This window comes from Mesorhizobium sp. CNPSo 4689 (assembly GCF_057784325.1).
Window position 1 is genome coordinate 474,156 of the sequence record NZ_JBWLUZ010000003.1, and the last position, 25,288, is coordinate 499,443.

The 25,288-nt window shown below is 63.4% G+C and carries 23 protein-coding genes; 12 read left to right on the top strand and 11 right to left on the bottom strand.

Features of this window, described 5'->3' with window-relative positions; genetic code table 11:
- Position 1: 1 nt before the first annotated feature.
- Positions 2-1,534 (bottom strand): sensor histidine kinase, encoded by a 1,533-nt coding sequence (locus tag AC04SI_RS07430; RefSeq protein WP_404283711.1) that lies wholly within the window; start codon positions 1,532-1,534, stop codon positions 2-4.
- Between the two features lie 146 nt (positions 1,535-1,680).
- Between AC04SI_RS07430 and AC04SI_RS07435 the strand changes: the two genes are divergently transcribed.
- Entirely contained in the window at positions 1,681-1,854 is a 174-nt protein-coding gene (locus AC04SI_RS07435; RefSeq protein WP_085983167.1) for a hypothetical protein, read from the top strand.
- Between the two features lie 26 nt (positions 1,855-1,880).
- Here AC04SI_RS07435 and AC04SI_RS07440 read toward each other — a convergent pair whose 3' ends face one another.
- Positions 1,881-2,801, bottom strand: coding sequence for a diacylglycerol/lipid kinase family protein (locus tag AC04SI_RS07440; protein ID WP_404283708.1), 921 nt, complete (start codon positions 2,799-2,801; stop codon positions 1,881-1,883).
- Positions 2,802-3,057: 256 nt separating this feature from the next.
- Between AC04SI_RS07440 and AC04SI_RS07445 the strand changes: the two genes are divergently transcribed.
- The gene (locus AC04SI_RS07445; protein ID WP_404283707.1) at positions 3,058-4,398 is read left to right on the top strand and encodes a PRC-barrel domain-containing protein; all 1,341 of its coding nucleotides are present in this window, start codon (positions 3,058-3,060) and stop codon (positions 4,396-4,398) included.
- 55 nt (positions 4,399-4,453) lie between these two features.
- Here AC04SI_RS07445 and AC04SI_RS07450 read toward each other — a convergent pair whose 3' ends face one another.
- The gene (locus tag AC04SI_RS07450; RefSeq protein WP_404283706.1) at positions 4,454-6,007 is read right to left on the bottom strand and encodes an alkaline phosphatase family protein; all 1,554 of its coding nucleotides are present in this window, start codon (positions 6,005-6,007) and stop codon (positions 4,454-4,456) included.
- A gap of 224 nt (positions 6,008-6,231) precedes the next feature.
- Here AC04SI_RS07450 and AC04SI_RS07455 point away from each other — a divergent pair, with 224 nt between their 5' ends.
- The 4 genes from AC04SI_RS07455 (at position 6,232) to AC04SI_RS07470 (ending at position 9,314) form a co-directional block, all read left to right on the top strand.
- Positions 6,232-7,164 (top strand): VOC family protein, encoded by a 933-nt coding sequence (locus AC04SI_RS07455; protein ID WP_488474049.1) that lies wholly within the window; start codon positions 6,232-6,234, stop codon positions 7,162-7,164.
- 5 nt (positions 7,165-7,169) lie between these two features.
- Entirely contained in the window at positions 7,170-7,793 is a 624-nt protein-coding gene (locus AC04SI_RS07460; RefSeq protein ID WP_404283702.1) for an alpha/beta hydrolase, read from the top strand.
- A 3-nt stretch (positions 7,794-7,796) separates the two neighbouring features.
- Complete coding sequence (locus AC04SI_RS07465) at positions 7,797-8,096, top strand: GNAT family N-acetyltransferase (protein WP_006200562.1); 300 nt, start codon at positions 7,797-7,799, stop codon at positions 8,094-8,096.
- Between the two features lie 159 nt (positions 8,097-8,255).
- On the top strand, positions 8,256-9,314 hold the full coding sequence (locus AC04SI_RS07470) for a dipeptidase (RefSeq protein WP_404283700.1): 1,059 nt from the start codon (positions 8,256-8,258) through the stop codon (positions 9,312-9,314).
- A 13-nt stretch (positions 9,315-9,327) separates the two neighbouring features.
- On the opposite strand, the gene AC04SI_RS07475 is transcribed toward AC04SI_RS07470, so the two are convergent.
- From AC04SI_RS07475 to AC04SI_RS07490, 4 genes are all read right to left on the bottom strand, one after another.
- Complete coding sequence (locus tag AC04SI_RS07475) at positions 9,328-9,573, bottom strand: hypothetical protein (protein ID WP_404283698.1); 246 nt, start codon at positions 9,571-9,573, stop codon at positions 9,328-9,330.
- Between the two features lie 2 nt (positions 9,574-9,575).
- Positions 9,576-10,811 carry an aminomethyl transferase family protein gene (locus AC04SI_RS07480; protein WP_488474050.1) on the bottom strand — a complete coding sequence of 412 codons (1,236 nt, stop codon included), beginning with the start codon at positions 10,809-10,811 and terminating at the stop codon, positions 9,576-9,578.
- A gap of 211 nt (positions 10,812-11,022) precedes the next feature.
- On the bottom strand, positions 11,023-12,588 hold the full coding sequence (locus AC04SI_RS07485) for a phytoene desaturase family protein (RefSeq protein WP_404283694.1): 1,566 nt from the start codon (positions 12,586-12,588) through the stop codon (positions 11,023-11,025).
- Positions 12,575-14,194 (bottom strand): phytoene desaturase family protein, encoded by a 1,620-nt coding sequence (locus AC04SI_RS07490; RefSeq protein ID WP_488474051.1) that lies wholly within the window; start codon positions 14,192-14,194, stop codon positions 12,575-12,577. Before AC04SI_RS07490 ends, AC04SI_RS07485 begins: the two co-directional genes overlap by 14 nt.
- Before the next feature lie 200 nt (positions 14,195-14,394).
- On the opposite strand from AC04SI_RS07490, the gene AC04SI_RS07495 reads away from it, so the two are divergent.
- From AC04SI_RS07495 to AC04SI_RS07510, 4 genes are read left to right on the top strand one after another with little or no spacing between them, the layout of a single operon-like run.
- On the top strand, positions 14,395-15,192 hold the full coding sequence (locus AC04SI_RS07495; protein WP_488474052.1) for a class I SAM-dependent methyltransferase: 798 nt from the start codon (positions 14,395-14,397) through the stop codon (positions 15,190-15,192).
- A gap of 6 nt (positions 15,193-15,198) precedes the next feature.
- A complete protein-coding gene (gene betI, locus AC04SI_RS07500; protein WP_006201235.1) occupies positions 15,199-15,885 on the top strand; it encodes a transcriptional regulator BetI in 687 nt (228 codons plus the stop codon).
- A gap of 54 nt (positions 15,886-15,939) precedes the next feature.
- On the top strand, positions 15,940-17,022 hold the full coding sequence (locus AC04SI_RS07505; protein ID WP_488474053.1) for an ABC transporter substrate-binding protein: 1,083 nt from the start codon (positions 15,940-15,942) through the stop codon (positions 17,020-17,022).
- Complete coding sequence (locus AC04SI_RS07510) at positions 17,019-18,329, top strand: flavin monoamine oxidase family protein (protein WP_404283686.1); 1,311 nt, start codon at positions 17,019-17,021, stop codon at positions 18,327-18,329. Before AC04SI_RS07505 ends, AC04SI_RS07510 begins: the two co-directional genes overlap by 4 nt.
- Here the strand turns inward: AC04SI_RS07510 and AC04SI_RS07515 are convergent.
- From AC04SI_RS07515 to AC04SI_RS07525, 3 genes are read right to left on the bottom strand one after another with little or no spacing between them, the layout of a single operon-like run.
- Positions 18,293-19,366, bottom strand: a complete 1,074-nt coding sequence (locus AC04SI_RS07515) for an ABC transporter ATP-binding protein (RefSeq protein WP_488474054.1) — start codon at positions 19,364-19,366, stop codon at positions 18,293-18,295. The two genes, AC04SI_RS07510 and AC04SI_RS07515, sit on opposite strands and share 37 nt — an antisense overlap.
- A gap of 58 nt (positions 19,367-19,424) precedes the next feature.
- On the bottom strand, positions 19,425-20,252 hold the full coding sequence (locus AC04SI_RS07520; RefSeq protein ID WP_404283682.1) for an ABC transporter permease: 828 nt from the start codon (positions 20,250-20,252) through the stop codon (positions 19,425-19,427).
- Positions 20,249-21,166: an ABC transporter permease gene (locus tag AC04SI_RS07525; RefSeq protein WP_488474055.1), complete on the bottom strand. Its 918-nt coding sequence runs from the start codon at positions 21,164-21,166 to the stop codon at positions 20,249-20,251. The genes AC04SI_RS07520 and AC04SI_RS07525 overlap by 4 nt, the downstream gene beginning before the upstream one ends.
- Positions 21,167-21,461: 295 nt before the next feature.
- Between AC04SI_RS07525 and AC04SI_RS07530 the strand changes: the two genes are divergently transcribed.
- Positions 21,462-22,877 carry an aminotransferase gene (locus AC04SI_RS07530; RefSeq protein ID WP_488474056.1) on the top strand — a complete coding sequence of 472 codons (1,416 nt, stop codon included), beginning with the start codon at positions 21,462-21,464 and terminating at the stop codon, positions 22,875-22,877.
- A 395-nt stretch (positions 22,878-23,272) separates the two neighbouring features.
- Positions 23,273-23,788, top strand: a complete 516-nt coding sequence (locus AC04SI_RS07535) for a hypothetical protein (protein ID WP_404283677.1) — start codon at positions 23,273-23,275, stop codon at positions 23,786-23,788.
- Between the two features lie 199 nt (positions 23,789-23,987).
- On the opposite strand, the gene AC04SI_RS07540 is transcribed toward AC04SI_RS07535, so the two are convergent.
- Entirely contained in the window at positions 23,988-25,190 is a 1,203-nt protein-coding gene (locus AC04SI_RS07540; protein WP_404283675.1) for an aromatic ring-hydroxylating oxygenase subunit alpha, read from the bottom strand.
- Positions 25,191-25,288: the final 98 nt, after the last annotated feature.

A 25,288-nucleotide genomic window follows, 5' to 3' on the forward strand; every position in this document is an offset into this window, starting at 1 on the left:
CTTACTTCGGCAGATCCTCCAGCGGCATCGAGATCTCGGCAAAGACGCCCTCGGGACGGAATTCGTGGGTCACCTCGCTGGAGATGACCTTGGCCAGGCTGCGGCGGATCAGGATCGAGCCAAAGCCGTGGCGGTCGGGGGGCTCCACCGGCGGGCCGCTGCTTTCACGCCAGGTCAGCACCAGGCGCCGCGCGCCTCTTTTGCCTTCGGCCTTCCAGGTGACATCGACCCTTCCGGACGCCACCGACAGCGACCCGTATTGCAGCGCATTGCTGGCAAGCTCGTGCAGGATCAGGCCCAGCCCAACCGCCTGGTCGGGCGTAAGCAGGAGATCGGCGCCGGAAATCGTCATGCGCGGCCGCTCAGTGCTGTCGAACGGTTTGACCTCGATCTGCACCAACTCCCTGATGCCGATGCCGCGCCATTCGCGGTCCGACAAAAGATTGTGGGCAACGCCCAGCGCCTGCAGTCTGGCGCCGAAGGCTTCGAGGAATTCGCTGGGCTGGCGGGCATGGCGAACGGTCTGTGTCGCCAGCGCCTGCACGGTCGCCAGTGTGTTCTTGACGCGGTGGTTCAGCTCGCGCAACAGCAGCCTTTGCCGTTCGTCGCCGAGCTTGCGCTCGGTGATGTCGTAGTTGACGCCGAAGATCAGCGTCGGCTTACCGTCGCCGTCGCGTTCGATGACACGGCCGCGCGTGGCCACCCAGCGCGGCGGATGCATGCCCTTGACGCGGTATTCGCCAAAGTAGTCGTCGCTACCGGTCAGCGCGTCGCGAAAGCGCGTCTCGGTCTGGTAGACGTCGCGCGGGTCGATTGCGGCCAGGATGTCGCGGGCTCGCAGCCGGTTGGAGCGCGGCAGGTTGAACAGCTCCGACAGCAGCACATCGCATTCGATGATGTCGGTGCGGATGTCCCAAGCCCAGCTGGCCAAAGATGCGGCGTCGAGCGCGATGGCGCGGCGCTTTTCCTCGCGCTCAAGTGCGGCCGCGGCGATGGCGCCATTGCGGGTGGCGTCCTTCAGCGTGAACAGGCTGGCGGCAAGGCCGGCAAGCGCCTTCAATTGCCCGAGCTTGGCGGCAGACGGAAAGGCATGAGGCTTGCGGTCGAGCACGCAGAGCGTGCCGATGCGGGTGCCGGCCACCACCATCGGCGCGCCGGCGTAGAAGCGGATATGCTGCTTGCCGGTGACCAACGGATTGCCGGCGAAGCGAGGGTCGAGGGTAGCGTCGGCCACCACCATCGGCTCGTCGCCGGCGGCGATCGCATGGGCGCAGAAGGATATTTCGGTCGCCGTTTCGGTCTCGTCGAAGCCAATGCAGGATTTGAACCACTGCCGCTCGGCATCAACCAGGGTGATCAGCGCGACAGGCGCCTGCATCACGGCCGCGGCGAGGCCGCTGATGCGATCGAAGTCCGGATCGGCTGCCGTATCGAACGCATCGAGGCCATGGAGCACGGCGAGCCGATCCGGCGCGTTTATGGCGCCAAACACATCTGCCGGCACTCCCGGCGCACTCTCAACCCTGTTGTCCACCGAGCCCCCAAATTCCCGGGTTTGTGGTCGCAGGCCGCCACGCAGTCAGACTCGGCTGTCTGCGGAACTTTCGTAGCAAGGAATCGTTACCCGACCATGTTTTGCCAGTTCCCGCCCGCCGGCGCCAAACCATGAGGGAGCCGACCATGAAGATCATCCCTGAAGACAAAGCCCGTCAAGGGCGGTGGGGACGGCACGGCCTCAGGATTCTGATCGCGGCCCTGCTTCTGGCTTTTGTCGCATGGGGCATCGCCGAGATTTATGGCGAGATGATCGACACCAACACGCCCGCCGATCAAGACCAGGCACCCGCCGGCTAGCTGCGGCTTCATGGCGTCGGGCTGCATTACGCGGCCTTTGCCCGGGCAGCGCGCGCGGGCACAAGCACGTTCAATGCGCCGGGGTGGATCCGGATTTCCGTTTCACGGTCGAGCCTGATCAGTTCGCCGTCCATGACGGCGCGGAATTTCTTCGCCGCCGAATGGATTTTCAGGACCGCCCTGTCGGCCTGGTGGATTTCGACATGCTCGCTGTCGCGCCATCTGCCGCGCGCCATGTCGAGGAAGAACCTGGCCAACTCGCCACGCTGCCGCGCCACCGCAACGTAGATGCCGAGCACGCCGCCGGTAGGATTGTCGGCATAGGGCAGGTGGCCCTCGCCGAACAGATTGTTGGTGATGCCGATGCCGGTCGTACGGGTGACGATCTCGGCTTCGCCGATGGTCAGCGTCACCTTCATGGCCGGCGGGTTCTTGATGGTTGCCCAGGCGGCACGTACCGACGCCCGCATCTTTCCCAGGCGTGAGCCGAACTCCATCTTCTGGCGCAACTGGACCATCTTGGCATGCAGGCCGACCGAGAACTGATGCACGAATGGCCGGCCATTGGCGCTGGCAATGTCGACGGCGATCACCTCGCCATCGGCAAAGGATTTCACGGCGGCGTCGAGCGTTTGCGGGATGCCGAGCCCACGAGCGAAAAGGTTCATGGTGCCGGCGGGCAGGATGGCCAGTGCCTTCTTGCGATTCATCAGCAGGGCCGCCGCGGCCGAGATGGTGCCATCACCGCCACCGGCAAGCACGACGTTGACACCACGCCGCGCCGCGGCTTTCTCCAGCGCAGCCTCGATGTCGCCACCGGCAACGATGTCGATGTCGATAGAATGGCCCGCTGCCTCCAGCGTCTCGCGCATCTGCTCGGAAAAGGCTGGGAGATCGGTCGTGCGCAAGGTGCCGCCGTCCCGGTTCAGCACCGCCGCAAATCGCATGCCCGCTCCGATTTTCTTCACAACCCATCGGGCCGGGAAGATCCCAGCCAAAGGCTGAAACGAAGTGGCCGATGAAAGGTTCCCCCTGGCTCGGGCGAAATCCCACAAGGTTTCCTGCGACTTATCCGGATGTGCCGAGCACGCCTAATTTCGGAACAACAGCGTGGTCACGACGTTGTGAACCAGTAGGAGGATGCCGAGGCGGACGTCTCGTCTGGGCTCGGCGCGCAGAAATCAGGCACGAGGAGAGACGATCATGATCCGCACTCTTTTAGCGACGACCGCGTTGGCAACGTTGATTGCAACCGGCGCTTTCGCACAGACGGCAACAACCCCAGCGCCTGCAGAGGCGCCCGCCACCGAGACTGCTCCCGCGGCCCCGGTGGTGCGCGCGGAAGGCAGCCTGATGACCAACATCATCGGTGAATCCGTCTATAACGGCACGGCCGACGATGCCCAAAGCATCGGCGAGATCAGCGATATTGTCTTTGACGAAAACGGCAAGGCGAAATCCGCTGTCATCGGCGTCGGCGGCTTTCTTGGCATCGGGGCGAAGGATGTCGCGTTCGACTACGACAAGCTGCAATGGGTCGAGAAGAACGGCGACCGCTGGCTGGTCGCCGAGACGACGAAGGAAGCGCTGACGGCGCTGCCGGACTTTGACAGGAAGCCTTACGATCCTGTCCCGCCAGCAACGACCGATACGTCTTCCACGGACGCTACCGGAGCACAGAAGCCCGTCGACATGAATGCAGCGCCGGCCGAACCTGTCGTGAAGAAGGTGGATGGGAACCTGGCTACCAACATCATTGGCGAATCCGTCTATAACGGCACCGCTGACGACGCCCAGAGTATTGGCGATGTGAACGACATCGTTCTCACCAAGGACAACCAGGCGCAGTCGCTTGTGATCGGCGTCGGTGGATTCCTTGGCCTGGGCGAAAAGAACGTCGCCTATGACTTCGCAAAGACGCAGTGGGCAGAGCGGAACGGCGATCGCTGGCTGGTCGTCCAGACGACCAAGGAAGAGTTGCAGGCGCAGCCGGACTTCAACCGCAAGGCCTATGATCCGGCACCGGTGGCCAGCACGGCATCGAACGAGGTCCCGAAGGCCGCCGCCCCAACAACGACCGCTCCGGCCCCGGGCGAGAAAACAGCTGAGGCTCCGGCCCCGGGCGAGAAAACAGCTGAGGCTCCGGCCGCCCCGGCGCCCGATGTGAAGGCAACCGACCCGACGCAGACAGCGGCGATCGACAAGTCGACGCTGACAGAGATGCCGGTCGGCGAAATCAGAGGTGATGACCTCAAAGGGACGACCGTCTACGGCGCCAACGACGTCAAGGTCGGCGAGATCGGCGATGTCGTGCTGGCGCCGGACAGCAAGCCTGACGCGGTCATCGTCGACGTTGGAGGCTTCCTCGGCGTCGGGGAGAAGGAAGTGGCTGTCGGCATGGACAATCTCAAATTCATGACCGACAAGGACGGCAAGAAGTATCTCTACACCACCTTCACCAAGGAGCAGCTCGAGGCACAGGCGGCGTACGACAAGGGCAGCTACGCCGAGAAGCGGGATCAGCAGCGGATGATGGTGAAGTAGGGCAGTAGAGGGCAGTAGGGCTGTAGGATAGCTTTGTTCCTATTCCCCTACTCCCTTACTCCCTATCAAAATACCCCACAACGCCGTCTTCCGTCAGCTCTGCCAGTGCCAGCGACTGGTCGAGATGCGTGGCGCGCCAGGCGAGGAGTTTTTCGGCAAACTCCAGCCGCACCGCGAGATAGGCCGGATCGGTGGCGACGTTGGTCAGCTCGCCAGGGTCCTTCATCAGGTCGAACAGCAGCGGCGGCAGGCCGCCGCTGAAATGCACATATTTGAACTTTTCCGTGCGGATGGCGGCGAGATTGCACTGGCGCGAGCCAATGCCGAAATGGCGTTCGGGTTCGCCGCCGGCGATGGAGCGGAAATCGAATTCCCAGTGTGCCGCGTCGCGCCAGTCCTCAGGCGTCTCGCCCTCCAGAAATGGCTTCAGCGAAAATCCGTCGAGATGTGGCTGCGGATCCTGGCCGAGCAGGTCGAGCAGTGTCGGCAGTATGTCCACGGCCTCGGTGAAGCGGTCGATCTGACTGCCTGATGTCTCGTTTCGACGCGGGTCGCGGATGATCAGCGGGATGTGAAAGCTGCCGTCGAAGAAGCCGCCTTTGCCCAGCATGAAATGATCGCCCATCATCTCGGCGTGGTCCGAGGTCAGCACGATGACGGTGTCGTCCCATGCGCCAGCCGTCTTGAGCGCTTGCCAGAGGCGGCCGAGCTGCGCGTCCACTTCCGAGATCATGCCGTAATAGAGCGCGCGGATGGCGCGAAAATTGTCTTCGCCCCAGTCGCGCACCTTGCCTTCGCTGCCAGGCCGGAAGTTTTTTCGCTTCTGCCGGCCGAGATCGTAAGCCAGATAAGGGTGGCTCTCGGCCTCGGCTTGCCAGTTCTCGGCACGGCGGAAGGCCGGACCGTCGGCGGGATCGTATAGTGTGTTGTAGGGCTCCGGCACGATGAAGGGCGGGTGCGGACTGATGAACGAGAGATGTGCGAACCATGGCGCGCCGCCTTCCTGTTCGCCGAGCCAGCGGATGAACTCGCCGGCGAGGAACGCCGTCGGCGTCTCGTCCTTCGAATAGACGGGCGGCGTTAGGGTCACGTCATCTCCGGCCTCTCCACCAACAGGGCGATGGATGTCGGGGAAGCCGGCGCCGGTTTCGACGCCGCGCGCCTTCAGCCATGACAGCCAGGGTTTCTGGTGCTCGGGCAGGAACTGCCGTACGCTGAAGCCGGGCAGCACGCCCTCGTAGCTCTTCAGCCTGGGGTCACCAGGCGCCAGGCGGCGCGGGTCGAGCGAGACGTCGGTGTAGCCGAACAGCGTCGGATCATAACCGAGGGCCCTGACCGCGAGCGCGATGTTGCCGTGGCGAGCGTCGAGCGGCGTGCCGTTGCGGCAGACGCGGTTATTCATCTGGTAGAGGCCGGTGTAGAGGCAGGCACGCGCCGGCGAGCAGGGTGCGGCTCCGCCATAGTGGCGTCGGAACAGGACGCCGTCGGCGGCAAGCGCGTCGGCGTTCGGAGTCCTCACCACGGGATGGCCGGCGGCGGACAGGCAATCGCCGCGCCATTGGTCGCAGGTGATGAGGAGAATGTTTGGGCGTCTACCGGACTTGGCCAATCTGGGTCTCCTCACTGGATGATGGCGCGCCGCTCATGGAGCCGAAATTCCGGACCGTTGCAAGCTGGAGTAAGTTCGTCGATTGGTGAACAAAATGTGCTTCTTCGTTCACTTTTACAGCACAGTCCATTCTGTGTTTGCGTCCTTTGCCGCCGGCGTGCCTATCCTCATATTGGCGTGGACAGCGGCATGGGCCGCACAAGCACCAAAGGAAGGAGCAAAAAATGCTCGACCAGATCAAGGGCCTGCATCACGTCACCTCGATGGCCAGCGATGCGCGCCAGAACAATGCGTTCTTCACCAAGAAGCTCGGCCTGCGCCGGGTCAAGAAAACCGTCAATTTCGACGCGCCAGACGTCTACCACCTCTACTATGCCGACGAGGTCGGCACGCCGGGTTCGGTGATGACCTACTTTCCGTTCCCGAACATCGGCAAGGGCCGCCACGGTATCGGCGAAGTCGGCACCACCGTCTATTCCGTGCCCGAAGGCACGCTTGCCTATTGGGAGAAGCGTTTTGCCGACGAGGGCGTTGCCGGGCTGTCCCGCGAGGAAGCGTTCGGCGAGAAGCGGTTGGCCTTTGCCGGTCCCGATGGCGACGGCTTCGCGCTGGTCGAGGACAAGGTGGACAGCCGTGCGCCGTGGGTGAAGGGCGGCGTACCCGCCGACGAAGCGATCCGTGGCTTCCACTCGGTGTCGCTCAGGCTCAAGGACGGCGGCGCCACCGAGGAGCTGTTGAAGTTCATGGGCTATGAGGAAGTCGACCAGTCCGGCAACGTAAGGCGGCTGGCGGTGAAGAATGGCAACGGCGCCGATGTCGTCGACATCGAATCGCTGCCGGGTGCTGCCTTCGCCAATCTTGGCGCCGGCTCGGTCCACCATGTCGCCTTCGCCGTCGAAAACCGCGCGAAGCAGCTCGAAGTGCGCAAGGCGCTGATGGACACCGGCTATCAGGTGACGCCGGTGATCGACCGCGACTATTTCTGGGCGATTTATTTCCGCACGCCGGGCGGCGTGCTGTTCGAGGTGGCCACCAACGAGCCGGGCTTCGACCGCGACGAGGACACTGCCCATCTCGGCGAAGCGCTGAAGCTGCCGACGCAGCATCAGCATCTGAGGCCTTATCTCGAACAGCATTTGCAGAAGCTGGAAGGTTGAGGACCATGAGCAAGGACGCTTACATCCACAAGCTGCTGCCCGGTTCGCCGGGCAGTCCGCTGCTCTTCGTCTTCCACGGCACTGGCGGAGACGAGAGCCAGTTGCTTTCGCTCGGGCGCGATCTCGTTCCAGACGGAACGATATTGTCGCCGCGCGGCGACGTTGCCGAAATGGGCGCGGCACGTTTCTTCCGCCGCACCGGCGAGGGCGTCTACGACATGGATGACCTGTCTCGGGCCACGGACAAGATGGCGGGTTTCGTCAGGGCGCAGGTCGAGGCAGCAAAGCCGTCGTCGGTGCTTGGGCTCGGCTATTCCAACGGCGCCAACATCCTGGCCTCGGTGGTGTTCGCTGCACCCGACCTGTTCAATGCCTCGGTGCTGATGCATCCGCTGATCCCGTTCGAGCCGGAGGTGAAGGGCAGTCTTGCCGGCCGCCGCATCCTGGTCACCGCCGGCAAGCGCGATCCGATCTGTCCGCCCAACCTGACGTCGCGGCTCGAGGCCTATTTGCGCGCCGATGGCGCCGATGTCACTGTGGAATGGCATGAGGGCGGGCACGAGGTGCGGCCGAATGAAATCGAGGCCGCGCGGCGGTTCTTCGCCGGCGTGCCTGCTGAAGGAGCCTAAGCAATGCCTGACCAATTGCCTGAGATCGAACTGGAGGACCGCGGCTCCAAGGGTCGTTATTTCTTGCGCGGACCTGGCGGCGCCGAGGCCGAGATGACCTTCACCAAGATCGGCGAGCACCAGCTCATCATCGACCACACCGAGGTGCCGGATGCGTTTCGCGGCCAGGGCGCGGGGCTTCGGCTCGTCACCCGCGCCGTAGAGGACGCGCGCGCAGCCGGCAAGAAGATCATCCCGCTCTGCCCTTTCGCCAACGCCCAGTTCCGGCGCCATCCGGAATGGGCCGACGTGCTGAAGCAATAGGCGTTTGTCCGCGCGGAGACAGACGGCCGCGCGGGCAGAAACAAACGCAATCACCTGTCTGGCATTTGCGCGATTTGGCCATCTTGCCTAAGTAGAGGTATCGCCCGCGGGCCGGCTCACGGTCCGCGGCCCGGCTTACCTCAACCGAATGGCTTCCTGATGACCGAAACCGATCTCGTCCCCGTCTTCGACGGCCACAACGACACGCTGCTCAGGCTCTATCAGTCGAAGGATGCGGATGTCGAAAAGCTGTTCATCGAGGGGACGCAGGGCGGCCATATCGACCTGCCGCGCGCCAACAAGGGCGGCTTTGCCGGCGGCATGTTCGCGATCTTCCCGCCGCCGGTCGAGAAAACCAAACGCGCCGCGGTGCCGCCGGCGCCGAGCGACAACGAGCCCTTGCCGCCCGAGCTTCCGCGCAGTGAAGCACTGACCTCGACCATCGCCATGGCCTCGATCCTGTTTCGGCTGGAGCGGGCCGGAGCGCTGACCGTCTGCCGCAGTGCCAGCGATGTGCGCGACGCGATGGCGAAGGATTCGATCGCGGCGGTGTTCCACATCGAGGGCGTTGAGGCGATCGATCCCGAACTCACCATGCTCGACGTTCTGCACACCGCCGGCCTGCGCTCGCTCGGCATCGTCTGGAGCCGCCCCAACGCCTTCGGCAACGGCGTGCCGTTCCGCTTCCCGTCCTCGCCCGACACCGGGCCCGGCCTGACCGACGCCGGCAAGGCGCTGGTCAAGGCGTGCAACCAGCTGAAGATCATGATCGACCTCTCGCATCTCAACGAGAAGGGTTTTCGCGACGTCGCTGAAATCAGTGATGCGCCGCTCGTCGCCACGCATTCCAACGTGCACGCGATCTGCGGCCATTCCCGCAACCTTACCGACTGGCAGCTCGGCGCCATCCGCGAAAGCGGCGGCATGGTCGGGCTGAACTTCGCCACCGGCTTCCTGCGCGAGGACGGCAGGATGAACGCTGACACCTCACTCGAGATCATGGTGCGCCATGTCGACTCGCTGCTGCAGGCGCTGGGCGAGGATGGCGTCGGCCTGGGTTCGGATTTCGACGGCGCCATGATCCCGGCCGTCATCGGCGATGTCGCCGGCCTGCCGAAGCTGATCGACGCGCTTGCCGCGCGGGGTTTCGGACGGGCGCTGATCGAGAAGATCGCCTACCGCAACTGGATCGGCATGCTTGAGAAGACCATCGGATAAGTCCACCCAGTCGCTATTTGTAGCCCATGCGCTTCAGCCAGTCCTGGCCGCCGCCGCGATCCCGGATGATCGGCAACGGATCGGTGGAATCCAGCCGCGCACAGATGCGATAGACCTCGAGCGTCTCAGGGCTCATCTCGCCGCGCTTATAGAAGAACATGGCGGCGGCATAGCGGGTGCGCCCGGACCATTTTTCACCAAGCGGCGTATTGACCAGTTGCCACTGCTCAGAGGCTTCTAGCTCGGCCTCGTCGCTCATGGTCAGAAATCCGCCGGCGGATTGGCGGTGCGGCGGTCGAGCTTGATGAAGGGGCGCTGCACCACCTTGGCCCGTTTCATCAGCTTCTGGTACTGCAGCTCGCGCATGGCGTAGATCTCGACCCAGAGGTCTTCGACCATCGTGTCGCCGAAAGGCCTTGCCAGCGACGCGATGGCGATGTTGCGCTTGGCCATGGGTGACCACATGGCGGCGCTGACCAGCCCGACCTCCTGGCTCCTCTTGTGGTAGACGATGGCATGTTCGGCCGGGATGTTGCCTTCGATCTCCAGCCCGACCAGCACATGACGCAGCTTCCGCTTCGTCCGAGCTTCGAGGATGGCGCGGCGGCCGTTGAAATGGCCTTTCTCCACGTCGACCATGAAGCCGAGGCCGATCTCATCCGGCATGCGCAAGCGGTCGGCGCGGATGGCGTGCTCGGCGGTGGTGAAGTCGGCATTGGCGACGATCAGCCCGGCCTCCAGCCGGGCGCGGTTCAGCGCCGTGTAACCGATGGCGCGGATGCCGTGCAATTCGCCGGCAGTCATCAGCCGGTCCCAGAGGCTTAGCGCCTTCTCGGCTGGCACGAACAGTTCGTAGCCGAGGTCGCCGGTGAAGCCGGTGCGAGAAATGGTGATCGTGTCGCCATCATGTGGGAACTCGGCGAGGTCGAAAATCTTCAGTTTTTCCACGCCTGCGAAACCGGCATCGCGCAGCACGGCGAACGAGGTTGGACCTTGCAGGGCGAGGCCGGCAACGGCTTCAGTTTCTTCCTCGATGCTCACATCGAAGCCTATGGCGCTGTCGAGTAGCCAGGGCAGATGCCGCTCCTGCGAGCACAACCGGAAGCGTGTAGGGGAAAGCCTAAACAGCGTGCCGTCATCGAGGACAAAACCTTCGTCGTCGCACCAGGCGGTGTAGTGGACGCGGCCCGGCTTGAGCTTGGTCACGTCGCGCAAGGTGACGCGGTTGAGGAAGGCCTCGGCGTCGGGACCCTCGATGCGGTATTTCGTCATTGGCGAGATGTCGAACAGGGCGGCCTGACTGCGGATGGCGAAATATTCCAGTTCCTCGTCCCACAGCGAATGCGGGGCGCGGTAGCCGGCCCAATTGTACCAGTCCTGGGTCCTCGCCAATGCATCGATGCGCGGCTGGAACGGCGTGTCGAGGCGCAAGGTGCGGAAATGAGATTGCGCAGCGGCGCGGGCGGTCGTTGGGTTCATGGTAGGATGATGGTTCATGACGGCGTTCCTTCGCGCCCCCCTCTGTTCTGCCGGACATCTCCCCCACAAGGGGGGAGATCGGCTGGCCGTATGGCCGGCTCATCTCCTGCAGCGTTGGTGATTGGCGAAAGCGTTGATGAGAGCCAATCTCCCCCCAAGTGGGAGAGATGTCCGACAGGACAGAGGGGGGCGCCGTAGAGCACGGGCTTGGCCGATTGGTTGATCATCCCTACCCCCTCATCGCGATAATGCGCCGCGCGGCATTCAACCCCGGAGCACCGGAAACGCCGCCGCCCGGATGCGAGCCTGCGCCGGCGAGGAATAGCCCCTCGACCGGCGTGTCGTAGCCCGACCATCCGGAGACTGGCCGCGACATCAGCATCTGGTCGGCCTGCAATTCGCCGTGATGCCAGTGACCGCCGGGCATCCGGTAACGCGCCTCGATGTCGGCCGGTGTCAAAAGTTCGGTGTGAAGCACGGTCTTGGAAATGCCCGGTGCGTAAGGCTCGAGCTGAGCCATAATCGCCTTCAGGAATTTCGGTTTGCCCGCGCTCCAGCCTCCCTTCAGCACATAGGGCGCATATTGCACGACCGCCGACAGCACGCAGGCGCCGGCGGGCGCAAGCGACGGATCGGCGAGGCTGGGCAGCGCGATCTCCATCACCGGCTCGGCAGAGAACTCACCATACTTCGATGGATTGAAGGCACGCTCGACGTGATCGGGCGAGAGCGCGATGACCAGGCGGCCCTTGTGGCCAGCGGCGTCGATATCGGCAAATTGTGGCGGCCGGTCGAGCGCCAGATGCAGCTTGGCCGCATCGCCCTTCATGCGGATGTTTTTCACCTTGCGTACGAAGCCTGTGTCGACCTCGCTCGGTCCGACGAGATCGAAGATGGTTGTTGCCGGATTGACGGCGGAGACGATCGTTTTCGCACGTAGCACCTCGCCGCTGTCGAGCGCGACGCCGACGGCGCGACCTTTTTCGACGATGATCCTAGCGACAGGTGACGCTGCGCGGATGGTCACGCCGGCCCTCTCCGCGGCTGCGCGGATGGCGGTGACGACCGCGCCCATGCCACCTTTCGGCACGATCTGCGCGCCCGCCTTGCCGCCCACCTCGCCCGCCAGCCGGTAGTAGAGGCCGAGCAGCGAGGTCGGCGAACGCGGACCGAGATGGCTACCGAGCGTCGCGTCGAAGGCGAGCATGCCTTTCAGCCGGTCGTCGGTGAGTTGCTCATCGAGCAGGTCGGCGATGTTCATTAAAAGCACGCGCAGGAAATCGCGCATGTCCTCCTTGCCGAGTTTCTTCAGCGCCAGCGCTGTCTGGCCAAGAGCTGCCGTCTCCAGCAGCGACATGGCGCCAAGGTCGGGCGGACGGCGCGACAAGAACGGCTTCAAGATGCTGGCATAGCGCAGTAACTGGGCGCGCAATTCCTTCCACGCGGTCTGCTCCGAAGGGCTGGCGCCGGTCAGCACCTCGCCATAGGCGCCATGCAGCATAAGCGGCGGGCCATCCCTGGACAGCGCAACGGTCGGCACGAAATCGCCGCGTGCTATCTCCAATCCATGTTTTTCCAACTCAAGCGTCTTCACCACATCGGGATGCAGCCGGTTGAGCACATGGGCGACGGAGGAGACACGAAAGCCCTGCGCGAACTCCTCGGTGCGGGCAGCGCCGCCGACATCGTCGGCAGCTTCCAGCACGAGCACCTTGCGGCCGCTCTTCGCCAGCACTGCAGCGGCGACAAGGCCGTTATGGCCGCCGCCGATGATGATCGCGTCAAATGACGTCATGGGCGGGGCTCATATGCGAGGTTGATTTAGCGAGATCGCGCAGGATTTCGGCGGCGGCATTGCGGCCGGGCGCGCCCATGACACCGCCGCCGGGATGAGTGGAGGAGCCGCACATATAGAGCCCACTGAGCGGCGAGCGGTATTGCGCGTAGCCGGGCACCGGACGATTGAACAGAAGCTGGTCGAAGGTCAGTTCGCCCTGGAAGATGTTGCCTTCGGTCAGCCCGACCTCGGCTTCGATTTCGCGCGGCGTGCGCACCTCCATGTGGACGATGCGGTCGCGGAAGCCAGGCGAGTATTCGGCGATCTGCGCAATCACGCTTTCCGCGAACCCGTCGCGATCGGCGTCGGTCCAGTCGTGGCCGTTCACCTTGGGTGGCGCGTATTGCACAAAGCAGCTCATGAAATGCTTGCCCGGCGGAGCCATGGTCGGGTCGAGCGTCGTCGGGATGACCATGTCGAGGAACGGGTCGGCCGACCAGCGCCCGGCCTTCCAGTTGTCATAGGCGCGCTCCACGCGTTCCATCGAATCGGTGAAATGCATGTCGCCGCGATAGACCGGCGAATCCTTCGGCAACGCCGGGAATTCGGGCAGCGAATCCAGCGCTATGTTGACCTTTCCGGACGAGCCGCGGATCTTGAAGTTCTTGACCCGGCGCAGGAAGATGTCGGGCAGTTCCTTTGCCTCGACCAGCTTGAGGAAGGTGCGCTTCACGTCGGCATTGGAGACGACAAGTTTGCCGTAGATCTCCTCGCCGCCGGCGAGCACCACCCCCTTGGCCTTGCCGCGCTTGACCAGCACGTGGTCGACCTCGGCGCCGGTGCGGATGGTGCCGCCGGAGGCCTTGAAGGACGCGGCGAGCGCCTTGGTGACGGCGCCCATGCCGCCGCGCGCATAGCCCCAGGCGCCGACCGAACCGTCGACCTCGCCCATATAGTGGTGGAGCAGCACGTACGCGGTGCCGGGCGACATCGGTCCGAGTGCCGTGCCGATGATGCCGGACAGTGCGAAGTTGGCCTTGATGACATCGGTCTCGAAATATTCGTCGAGGAAGTCCGAGATCGACATGGTCCAGAAGCGCAGCGTCAGCGTCATCTCTTCCGCCGAAAGCCCGGCGAATTTCTTGCCGAGATAGAGCAGCTCGCCGAGATCGCGCGGCCGCAAACTTGTCGGGTCCGGCGCGGTGCGCATCAGCAGCGGCTGGATGAAGCGGCACTGCCGCGTCACATCGCGGGCGTAGCTGTCATAGGCCTCGGAATCGCGCTTGGAGAAACGGGCGAACTCGCGCCGATGGGCGTCGTGATCGCGGTAGTTGGCGAGATAGTCGCCGTCGCGGGTGAAGACGGCGCCGCCTTCATAGGAAATCACCTGCAGGCCGAAGCGCGGCAACTCGAGGTCGCGCATGATCTCGGGCCGGAACAGCGAGCAGACATAGGAGCAGTTGGAGTAGAGGAAACCAGGCGTCAATTCCCTGCTGGTGGCCGCACCGCCGACCCAGTCGTTCTTCTCCACCACCAGCACGTCGAGGCCGGCGCGCTGGAGATAGCAGGCGTTGACCAGCCCGTTGTGGCCGCCGCCGATGACGATTGCATCCCACGCCTTCATATACGCCGAGCCTTCATGGCGATCTCACCGTTCATTTTTATGTGATCTGTTCCCGAATGCTCGGAATTTGGCACGGCTTCAGCCATTTTGTCCAGCTGTATTGAATGAATGTTCAACAAATGATGTTGCGTTTTCCTGTTTATGCGCTAGGCTTTGCCGACTTTCTGGGATGTCCAGCAGGCAGTCGGAGCTGAGGTCGGATGATCGAAACGGCGGATGCCGAGCCGGAATATGACGACACCGCCACCCGCTTCCTGGAGGCGCTCTGGGGCGACGGCTATCTGTCGTCGGGCGGGCCCGACGAGGTCGACCGGGTCGTCGAAGGCCTGTCGCTCGCGGGCAAGACGATCCTCGACATAGGCTGCAGTGCCGGCGGCATCACATTGCATCTGGTCGAGCGCCATGGCGCCGCCCACGCTACCGGGTTCGATGTCGAACGGCCAGTGATCGAGACGGCACGCCGGCGCGCGGCCGCACAAAGTCTCGGCGACCGCGTCAGCTTCGTCCAGGCGCCGCCCGGTCCGTTGCCTTTCACGGATGCTTCCTTCGACGTCGTCTTCTCCAAGGATGCGCTGCTGCTGCACGTACCCGACAAGGACGCGCTGTTTGCCGAAATCTTCCGGGTGCTGAAGCAGGGCGGAGTCTTTGCGGCATCGAACTGGATGATCTCGCATGACGGTGGACCGTCACCCGAGATGAAGGCCTATGTCGCGGCCGAGGGGCTGTCCTTCGCCATGGCCTCGCCTGAGCGCTATGTGCTGGCGATGCGCCGGGCAGGGTTTTCCAATGTCACCATACGCGACCGCAATCCCTGGTATCGTGAGGTCGCTCGCGGCGAGCTGGAGAGGCTGAAAGGTCCGCTCTATCCGACGGTCGCTGCCGCGGTCGGCGCTGCCTATGTCGACAAGAACATCCGGACCTGGGAAGCCATGCAGAAGGTGCTTGACAGTGGTGAGCACCGTCCCACTCATCTTCGCGGTCGAAAGCCGGTTGGGTAGCCGGCAATGCTGGAGATCATGACGCCGATGAAGACCGCAGAAGCCAGGGATGTTCTGCCTGAACCAGCACGAAAAGGCGACGCCGAAAAGCGCGGCCGCAAGGCGTCGAAGGAAGTCCGGCAGCAGCAGCTGATCGAGGCGACGATCGATTCGCTGGCCAAGCGCGGCTATTCGGAGACGACGATGGCCGACGTCGCCGATGGCGCGGGCCTGTCGCGCGGCATCGTCAACTTTCACTTCGAAAGCAAGGACAAGCTGCTCGTCGCCACGTTGCAATACATGGCCGACGAATATGCCGCGCACTGGCGTGCTGCATTGACCAAGGCCGGCGAGGACCCGGCCCACCAGTTGCGGGCGCTGGTCGCGGCCGATTTCGACCGTTCGATCTGCAACAAGCGCAAGCTGGCCGCCTGGTGCGCCTTTTGGGGCGAGGCCAAGTCGCGGCCGACCTATCAGGCGCTCTGCGGCGCGCGCGACGCGGCCTACCAGAAGATCTTCATCGATCTCTGCGCAACGCTCAAAGAGAGTGGCGGCTATGCCTATGAGCCGCAAGTCATCGCCTTGGCGCTGAGCGCCATGCTGGAAGGTCTGTGGCTGCGGCTGATGATGGGGACCGAGGACGTCACCCGCGAGAGCGCGCTGCAGGCGGCGAACGCGTTCCTGTCGGCGGCATTTCCAAAGCATTACCCGTGAGAAAGCCGGCGGCATCAAGCCGGCATCAACAACCAAAAAGAGGATGGAACAGCAATGAAGATACTCAGCCGACGCCTGACACTGACATTGGCACTGGGTGCAACGCTTGCGGCTTCGGCGGCGGCGCTCGCCGTTGCCGCCGACAAGGACCTGATCGTGTTCGACTGGTCCGGTTACGAAGACCCCAGCTTCCACCCGAAATATGTCGAGAAGAACGGCGACTCGCCGACATTCACCTTCTTCGGCGACGAGGACGAGGCGTTCGAGAAGGTCCGCTCCGGCTTCAAGGCCGACCTTGGTCATCCCTGTTCGCAGAGCGTGGTGAAATGGCGTGAGGCAGGGCTGCTGCAGCCGCTCGATCCCTCGAAGATCACGGGCTGGAAGGACCTCAATCCCGGCATCATGGCGATGAAGGATCTTGCCACCACCGCCGACGGCAAGGCCTGGTTCATGCCCTGGGATTGGGGCAACACGCAGCTCACCTACAATTCCGACAAGGTCGACGAGAAGGACGTGCAGTCGCTCAACGCCTTCGCCGATCCCAAGGTCAAGGGTAAGGTTTCGATCGGCGACAATGTCGACGATGCCTATGCGCTGGCCAGCCTCGCCATCGGGCTCAAGGACTGGACCAAGATGACGGACGACCAGTTCAAGCAGGCATCCGACTTCCTGCGCCAGGTGCACAAGAATATCCGTTCCTACTGGACCGATACCACCGACATCGTCCAGCAGCTGAGCGGTGGCGAGGTCGATCTCGCCTGGGCTTGGAATGACGCCACGGTGCAGTCGGTCGCCGCCGGCGTGCCGATCAAGGCCAAGAAGGACACCGCCGAGGGTATCTCGACTTGGGTCTGCGGCTATGTGCTGTTCAAGGATGCGCCAGATAGTGTCGACAAGGCCTATGACTATCTGAACGCCATCAACGATCCGGAAACCGCCAAGGTGCTGGTCAAGGATTGGGGCTATGGCCAGGCTAACGCCAAGGGCATGGCCGGCGTCGACCAGGCGATGCTGAAGGAAAAGGGCTATGACGACGTGCAGAAATTCGTCGACAAGACGCTGTTCCAGTCGCCTGTGCCCTCCGATCTCAAGCTCAAGATGATCGCCGAGTTCGAGAAGATCAAGGCTGGCTATTGAGCAGAAAGATCGAAAGAACCGGCGTCGTCATCGTCGGCGCCGGCTTCACCGGCCTGTCGGCCGCGCTCGAATTGAACAAAGCCGGCATCGATTTCCTGCTGCTCGAAGCGCGCGACCGTGTCGGTGGGCGAGTCGAGGCTACCTTGAACGGTCTTGGCGAACGCATCGACAGCGGCGGCCAGTTCCTGTGCGAGGACATGCCGGAACTAATGGCTTTGGTCGAGGCGCGCGGCAAGACGCTGGCCGCGACCTATGTCGAGGGCGATTTCATCGCGCGGCCGTCAATGTCACCGCAGGAGGCCGAGCGGACCTATGTCGCTGCGATGGCGATCCGCGAGCGCATGAATGCCATCGCGCCTGACGATCCCGCGATTGCCGGCCTGACCGTTGCAGCCTGGCTCGACCGCCAGAACGATACCGCCGATGCCAAGGCAGCCTTTCGGTCGATGATCGAAGGCCTGTGGTGCCTGGCGCTGGAGAAGGTCCCGCTCTGGCATCTGATCGACAATGACCGCCGGATCACTAACGAGGTGCCGGAGCTGCAGTATTCTTTGCGTGAAACCATGCAATCGCTGGCCGATGATCTGGCCGGCGACCTCGGCGGCCGGCTGCGGCTGAATGAGCCTGTGACGCAGATCGGGCACGGGGCGAAAGGCGTCCGTGTTATCTCGGCCAGCGGCGCGATCGAAGCGCGCCAGGTCCTGGTCGCGCTGCCGCCGGCGACAGCTGCGAAACTCGATTTCGCACCATCTCTGCCGGTCAACTTGAAGAGGGCGCTGGACGTTTGGGAGAGCGGCGCGGTGATCAAAATCCTCGTGCGCTACGCAACTCCATTCTGGCGCGACCGCGGCTTGAGCGGCATGGTGATGTGGCGCGACCGGCCGGGACTGTTTGCCTGTGACACCAGCAAGGATGCCGACCATGCCGCGCTCGTCGTCTTCGTCGGCGGACCGCTTGCGCTGCGCTGGCGCGAGTTCAGCGATGCAGCGCTGCGCGCCGAAGTGACGGCAAGGCTGGAGGAAGCGCTCGGTCCGGACGCGTCCGATATCCTCGATTTCAACCAGCGCGACTGGACGCATGATCGCTGGAGCGGTGGCGCCTACAGCGACCTTATTGTCGTCACCACGGCGACGGATGCCGAACGCACGATCCTGGCCGGCGCGCCGCCCGTCCATTTCGCAGCGTCGGAAGTGTCGCCGTCATTTCCTGGCTATGTCGAGGGCGCGATCGTCGCGGGCCGCATCGCAGCGCGAAGGATCATCGGAGAGTTTCAATCCGCCATCGCCACCAGGGCTTCGGGATCGTAAGCCAGGCGGATCGAGGTACCGACCGGGATGTCGTCGGCACCGAAATCATTGGTCTCGGTCACCGAGAGCGGCTTTTCCAGCCCAGGGATCTCGACGATCAGATGGGTGATCTCGCCGAAATAGTGGCGCTCGACCACCTTGCCGGCGACTTCGAATTTCGCCGTGGCATCGTCCCACAGCACGCGCAGGCGCTCCGGCCTTATGCCGAGCGTGGCGGCTCCACCATTGCGGACAAAGGCCTTCGGCTTGTCGGTTTTGACGCGGCCGAAGCCCAGCGTGTCGACGACCAAGGAGGCGCCGTTCTCCTCGACGATCTCGGCCTTGACGAAATTCATGCCGCCGAGGAAGTCGGCCACTTGGCGATTGACCGGCCGCTGGTAGATCTCCTTGGGCGAGGCGACCTGCGCGATCTTGCCGCCGAACATCACGGCGATGCGATCCGACATGGCCAGCGCCTCATACTGGTCATGTGTGACCAGCGCGAAGGTGATGCCGACCGCCTGCTGCAGGCGGCGCAGCTCGACCTGCATCTGCTCGCGCAGTTTCTTGTCCAGCGCCGACAGCGGCTCGTCGAGCAGCAGCACTTTGGGCCGCATCACCAAGGCGCGAGCAAGTGCCACGCGCTGGCGCTGGCCGCCGGAGAGTTCGGTAGCCAGACGCTTGCCGAGGCCGGTCAGCGACACCTGCGCCAGCGCCTCCTCGACGCGGCGCTTTTCCTCCGTCCCCTCTAGCCTCAGCCGCTTCAGCCCGTAGGCGACATTCTGCTCGACATTGAGATGCGGAAAGATCGCATAGCTCTGGAACACCATGTTGGTCGGCCGGCGGTTGGCCGGGATGCCTCCCATCGGCTGGCCGCCGACGGCGATCGAGCCGGTGGTCGGATTGTCGAAGCCGGCGATCATGCGCAGCAGCGTGGTCTTGCCGCAGCCGGATGGGCCGAGCAGCGAGAAGAACTCGCCTTCCTTGATGGTCAGCGTGGCATCGTCCAACGCCTTGAAGGCGCCATAGCTGCGGGTGACGTTGCGGATCTCGATCATGGGTCGTTCGGAAAGCGGGGGCCGTTCGGATTGATGAGGCCGGGCGGCCTGGGACTGCTCAGGCATAGAGGCCTCCCTCGTTCTGTGTGCGCCTGGCCGCGCGGCGGCGCAGGATTTCGGCAACGGTCATCAGCAGGAAAGAGGCGACCAGCAGAAGCGTGCCCAACGCCAGCACGCCGGGCAGCTTTGATGCGAAACGCAGCTGGCCCCAGATGTAGATCGGCAGCGTCGCATCAGTGCCGGTCAGGAAGAAGGCGATGATGAACTCGTCGAGCGAGATGGTGAAGCTGACCAGCAGGCTGGAGATGATCGCTGGCGCCACCATCGGCAGCGTCACCCGCCGGAAGGTACCGAAGGCGCTCTCGCCGAGATCGGCGGAGGCCTCTTCCAGGCTGCGGTCGAAGCCCTCGAAGCCGGAAGTCAGCACCGTCATCGAATAGGGGATGCAGACTAGGACATGGCCGAGCACGACGGTGAGCAGCGACAGGCTGAGGCCGAGCTGCAGCATCACCAGCAGCATCGAGATGGCGACGATGACTTCCGGCAGCACCAGGGGCGCCATGATCAGGCCGTTGATGGCGCGGCGGCCGGGGTAGCGGTAGCGGGTGATGGAGCGGGCGGCGAGGATGCCGAAGACGGTGGCGAGGATGGACGCCGAGACGCCGACGACCAGGCTGTTCCAGGCGGCGTCGAGCAGTGCCGGCGTGCGCGGCAGGTCCTCGTACCATTTGAGGGTGAGGCCGGAGAGCGGGAATTTCGGCGTTGCTGCGGTGTTGATCGAGAAGATCGGCAGGAAGATGACCGGCAGATAGAGGAACACCACGTAAAGGAAGGCATAGACCGACAGCCAGCCACCGCCCGGCCGGAAACGCCGCAACGCCGTCATCGCGCCAGCCTCTGCGCGGCGCGGATGATCAGCACCATGGCGCCGGCGATCAGCGTCACGATCACCATGGTGGTGACGGAAAGTGCCGCGCCCAGCGGCCAGTTCGACGCCTTGCCGAACTGCGCCTGGATGGCGTTGGCGATCATGACGCCGTCCTTGCCGCCGACAAGCTTCGGTGTGCCATAGTCGCCGACCGTCGGGATCATGACGATGAGTGCCGCCGAGATGATACCTGGCACCGACAGCGGCAGTGTCACGCGCAGGAAGGAACGGAGCGGACCGTCGCCGAGGTCCTTGGCCGCCTCGACCAGCGTGCGGTCGACTTTTTCCAATGACACAAAGATCGGCAGGATGGCGAAGGCCGCCCAGGCATGGGTCAGCGTGATGATGACGGCGGTCGAATTGTAGAGCAGGGCCGTCGATGGTTCGTCGATGATGCCGAGGCCCATCAGGCCGGAATTGAGCACGCCATTGTAGCCGAGGATGACCTTCCACGACATCACGCGCAGCAGGTAGCTGGTCCAGAATGGGATGGTGATCAGGAACAGCCACAGGCTCTTATGGCGGCCGCCATGGAACGAGATGAAGTAGGCGATCGGGTAGGCGAGCACGCCCGTGAAGAAGCTCACCATCAGCGAGATGTAGAGAGAGCGCCAGAGCAGGTCGCGATAGATCGGCTCGGTCAGCGCGATGCGGTAGTTCTCCAGCGTGAAGGTTCGGTCGATGGTGAGATAGTTCTGCGTCCAGAAGGAGTGAGCGATGACCACCAGGATCGGCAGGACCAGAAGAATGAGGGCATAGAGGAAGGTGGGGCTGATCAGGGCAAAGCCCTGGACGGGTTCGGACTGCAGAAGGGCGTTTCGCCTGGCCCGTGTCATGCGCCGTGCAGGCGACCCCTCGGCAGCCGCCGTCATTGCAGCGCCCCCGGCGTGATCTCGTTTGCTGGCTCGGACTGTCCTGCCATGCTCATCCCATTGTTGGCGCCGGTCGCCTGTTCCCAATTTTATGCAAGGAGCACGATTTGCGGCGCGCTCCTTGCTTGCTGGCTTTCTTTCATCATGCGCGCATCCGGCGATTGAAATCAAGCGCTATTTCTGTAATATTGATTGAACGGACATTCAAAATGAAGTGAAGAAAGCCGCTTTTCCCAAGGCTTGGAGCTTGACTTCGTGTCCGCTGAAAATTGTCACGAGAGCATGTGAGGCGAAGATGGCGGCTGCAAGAGACCTGAAGGCGAAGGAAACGGCCGATGCCGATGTCGACGCCGTCGAACTGGCCAAGCGCCATCTCGTCCAGCCCTGGCCGTTCGCCGGCTCGGTCGGCACCGAGGCGCGCGCGCTGATCGGCGAGGGCGAGGGCATCTACATCACCGACGCATCGGGCAAAAGGCTGATCGACGGACCGGCCGGCATGTGGTGCATCAATGTCGGCCACCGCCGCGAGGAACTGGCCAAGGTGATGTACGACCAGGCGATGGCGCTGTCCTACAACACGCCGTGGTACACGATGAACGCGCCATCGGCGGAGCTTGCCATGCGCATCGCCGGTCATGCGCCGGGCGATCTCAGCCATGTCTTCTTCACCACCGGCGGGTCCTCGGCGGTGGAGACGGCACTGCGCTTCATGCAGTTCTACAACAATGTGCGGGGGCGGCCGGAAAAGAAGCTGATCCTCAGCCGCGGCGACGCCTATCACGGCTCGACCTATCTGTCGGCCTCGCTCAATGGCCGCCCGCGCGACCGCCACTGGATGGATGGCGCCGACGAACTGGTCGTGAAGCTCTCTTCGCCGGATCCGTTCCGCCGGCCGCAAGGCATGAGCATAGAGGCGTTCACCGATTTCCTGGTCGATCAGTTCCGCGACACGGTCGCGCGCATCGGCGCCGACAGGATCGGCGCCTTCGTCGGCGAGCCGGTGCAGGCCTCGGGCGGCGTCGTGGTGCCGCCGGATGGCTACCTGAAGCGCATCCGCGAAATCTGCCGCGACCACGGCATCCTCTACATCTCCGACGAGGTGGTGACTGGCTTCGGCCGGCTCGGCCACGTCTTTGCCTCCGGCGAAATGTTCGGCATCGACCCCGACATGATCACCTTCGCCAAGGGCGTCACATCAGGCTATTTCCCGCTCGGCGGCGTCATCATCTCGGAGCGGATTTTGCAGGAACTGCGCCGCTCGAACCACCCCGACGCGCTGTTCGGCCATGGTCTGACCTACACCAGTCATCCGATCGGCTGCGCGGTGGCGCTGAAGAACCTCGATATCCTCGAGGAGAGCGTGCTTGCCCATACGCGCGAGGTCGCGCCCTATTTCCAGGCGCAGCTGAAGACGTTGGAGGAACTTCCTTTGGTCGGGGAGGTGCGCGGCATGGGGCTGATGGGCTGCGTCGAATGCGTCGCCGATCGCGAAAGCAAGGATCCGCTGAAGCTCGACAAGGACGTCGGCAAGCGCATCGACGCACATTGCCATGAGCTCGGCTTGCTGGTCCGGCCGCTGATCAACATGTGTGTGATGTCGCCACCGCTGATCATTTCGCGCGAGCAGATCGACGACATGGTGGCGATCCTGCGCGAAGGCATTTCACGCACGATGGACGATCTGAGGAAGGAAGGGGTTTGGCAGGGGTAATTCCCTTCTTTCCGTTCTTCGCGTTCTACGGGAAGAGGAGCGGCGCTGTCCGATCCGGCAGCTACTCGCTTGGCGATCGGTTGGCGGCGCCGGATCGCCGACGTGGGCCCAGTTTGCAGGCGGCGCAGCGAGCTCGCGGCTCAGCCAGCGCCGTGAATTGCCCTGCGGGGTCGACGCCCATCGGCAGCTCGCCTTGGCGGCCAGCTCGGCATTATAGCAATTTTCCCCAAGCCCTGGACACCGCAACGCTGCAAGTTGTGGCGGCAATGTTCTGGCGCCGACACGGGCTTCCGTCGCCAAATCCCACAAGGCGCGGTTTAGGCAGGCGGGCCGCGACAATGGGCCGGCGGGCTGCGCTGGCAGTTCAGCCTGTCTGCTTGGAAACGAAAGGCAGTATGACGATGACGATTTCTCCGTTTCTCACCGCTCTCGGATCCGAAGGTCCTCCAGCCGACCGAGCGAAAGACATGGACCTGTATGGATGGCTAATTGGAAGCTGGGAAATGGCCTCGGTCCACTACCTCGACGACGGCACAATCCAGAAATGGGATGGAGAATGCCATTTTGGCTGGGTGCTCGGAGGCCGCGCGATTCAGGACGTTTGGATCAGGCCCAAGCGCCCTGCGCCGTCGACGATGTATGGCACGACTTTGCGCATCTTCGATCCTGGGATCGATGGCTGGCACATCATATGGAACGACCCGCTCAACCAAGATTACTCGCGCCAGATCGGGCGGGCCGAAGGTAAGGACATTGTCCAGCTCGGCAATGACTCGCGCGGTCTGAAAACTCGATGGCGTTTCACCGAGATCACTGCCAACAGCTTCCATTGGATAGGCGAGGAAAGATCTTCCGAGAGTGACCCTTGGCAAATCACGTATGAACATTTAGCCCGCCGAACGAAACCCTGAAGGGTGAATTTCTCCCTTCTCCCCGTTCCACGGGGAGAAGGTGCCCGAAGGGCGGATGAGGGGCGGCGCTGAACCTAGTGATTGGCTGTGGCCTTCGACGCCATAAGCTATCGTCCGATCAAAGCGATAATCTCAAAAGCCGGCGCTGCCCCTCACCTGCCTGCCGGCATCCTCTCCCCGTAGAACGGGGAGAGGGAGGCTACCCCCTCGACCTCAGCGCGTCGTTCAGCCCCCACATGTCCTTCTCCTCCGGCGCGGTCTCGAGCCCGAGCACCGGGATCTGCTTGCGTAAATGGTCGTGGTGGGTGCGCACGCCGTATTCGAGGTCGGAGAGGTAAAAACCTTCGAAGGCTTCCGACAGCATTGATTCGTTCGACCATACCGAAAGCTGCACGTCTTCGTTCATCGTGTCACGGTCGATGCGGTAGGCGAGATAGCGTGCCGCCGCCTGCTCCCTGGTCTCATCGGGATAGCGGTAGATCGCGCCGCGCAGCAGCGTCTCGCCGGTCGACAGCGGGAACTCCTGATAGAACTGCACCGATTCCGGCATGATCGACAGGGCGTTGTTGGGGAAGATGCCGTAATAGATCCAGGCTCTGCGCAGATGCTGCGGCAGATGCGACGCGTCGGGGGTGAGCTTGATGTATTCCCGCACGCTCCAGCGCCGCCCGGCATGCGGATTGTAGGTGGCGAAGGAGCGCGACACGCCGTTGATGAACGGTTCGTCGAAATAGGTCGCGCCGTAGAGATCCTGCAGCGCCGGATGCGCCATGGCGACGTGGTAGCCTTCATTGTCGACATCGCGCACCGACTTCCAGTTGACGGGCGACTTCTGCGTCCAGATGCCCCAGGACGGCACCATGTCGGCGACATTGTAATGGGCCATCTCGGCCTCGATCGGCTTCAGCAATTCGGCCACGGAGGGCTGCGGGCCACCCTTGCGGAAGCGGATGAAGATGAAGCCCATCCAGATTTCGAGGTCGAGCGGCATCAAGCCGAATTCGGTCTTGTCGAGATCGGGGAAGGAACGCGGACGGGCAGCGCCGCGCAGCGTGCCGTCAAGATTGTACACCCAGCCATGGAAGGGGCAGACCAGAGCGTTCTTGCAGGTGCCCTGGCTGTCGGCGACGACGCGGCTGCCGCGGTGGCGGCACATGTTGTTGAAGGCGCGCACGACGCCGTCCTTACCGCGCACGGTCAGCGCCCGCTCGCCGACCACATCCATGGTCAGATAGTCGCCGGCATTCGGCACGTCGGAGACATGGCCGGCGATCTGCCAGTGGTTGCGGAAGACGTATTCCCTCTCGAGTTCGAGAAGGGCGTCGGAGTGGTAACTCCAACCCGGCAGGCCCCGCCGGTCCCAATTGTTGGGGATCGCCACGTCACGGAGGTGCGGGTTCATCAAAGGCTCTTCATTTGTTGAATACTCATTCAATAAAATCATATTTTTCTTTGAAATGCAATGGCTTGTGGAAATACCAAAATTTCAAGATGGCTGAA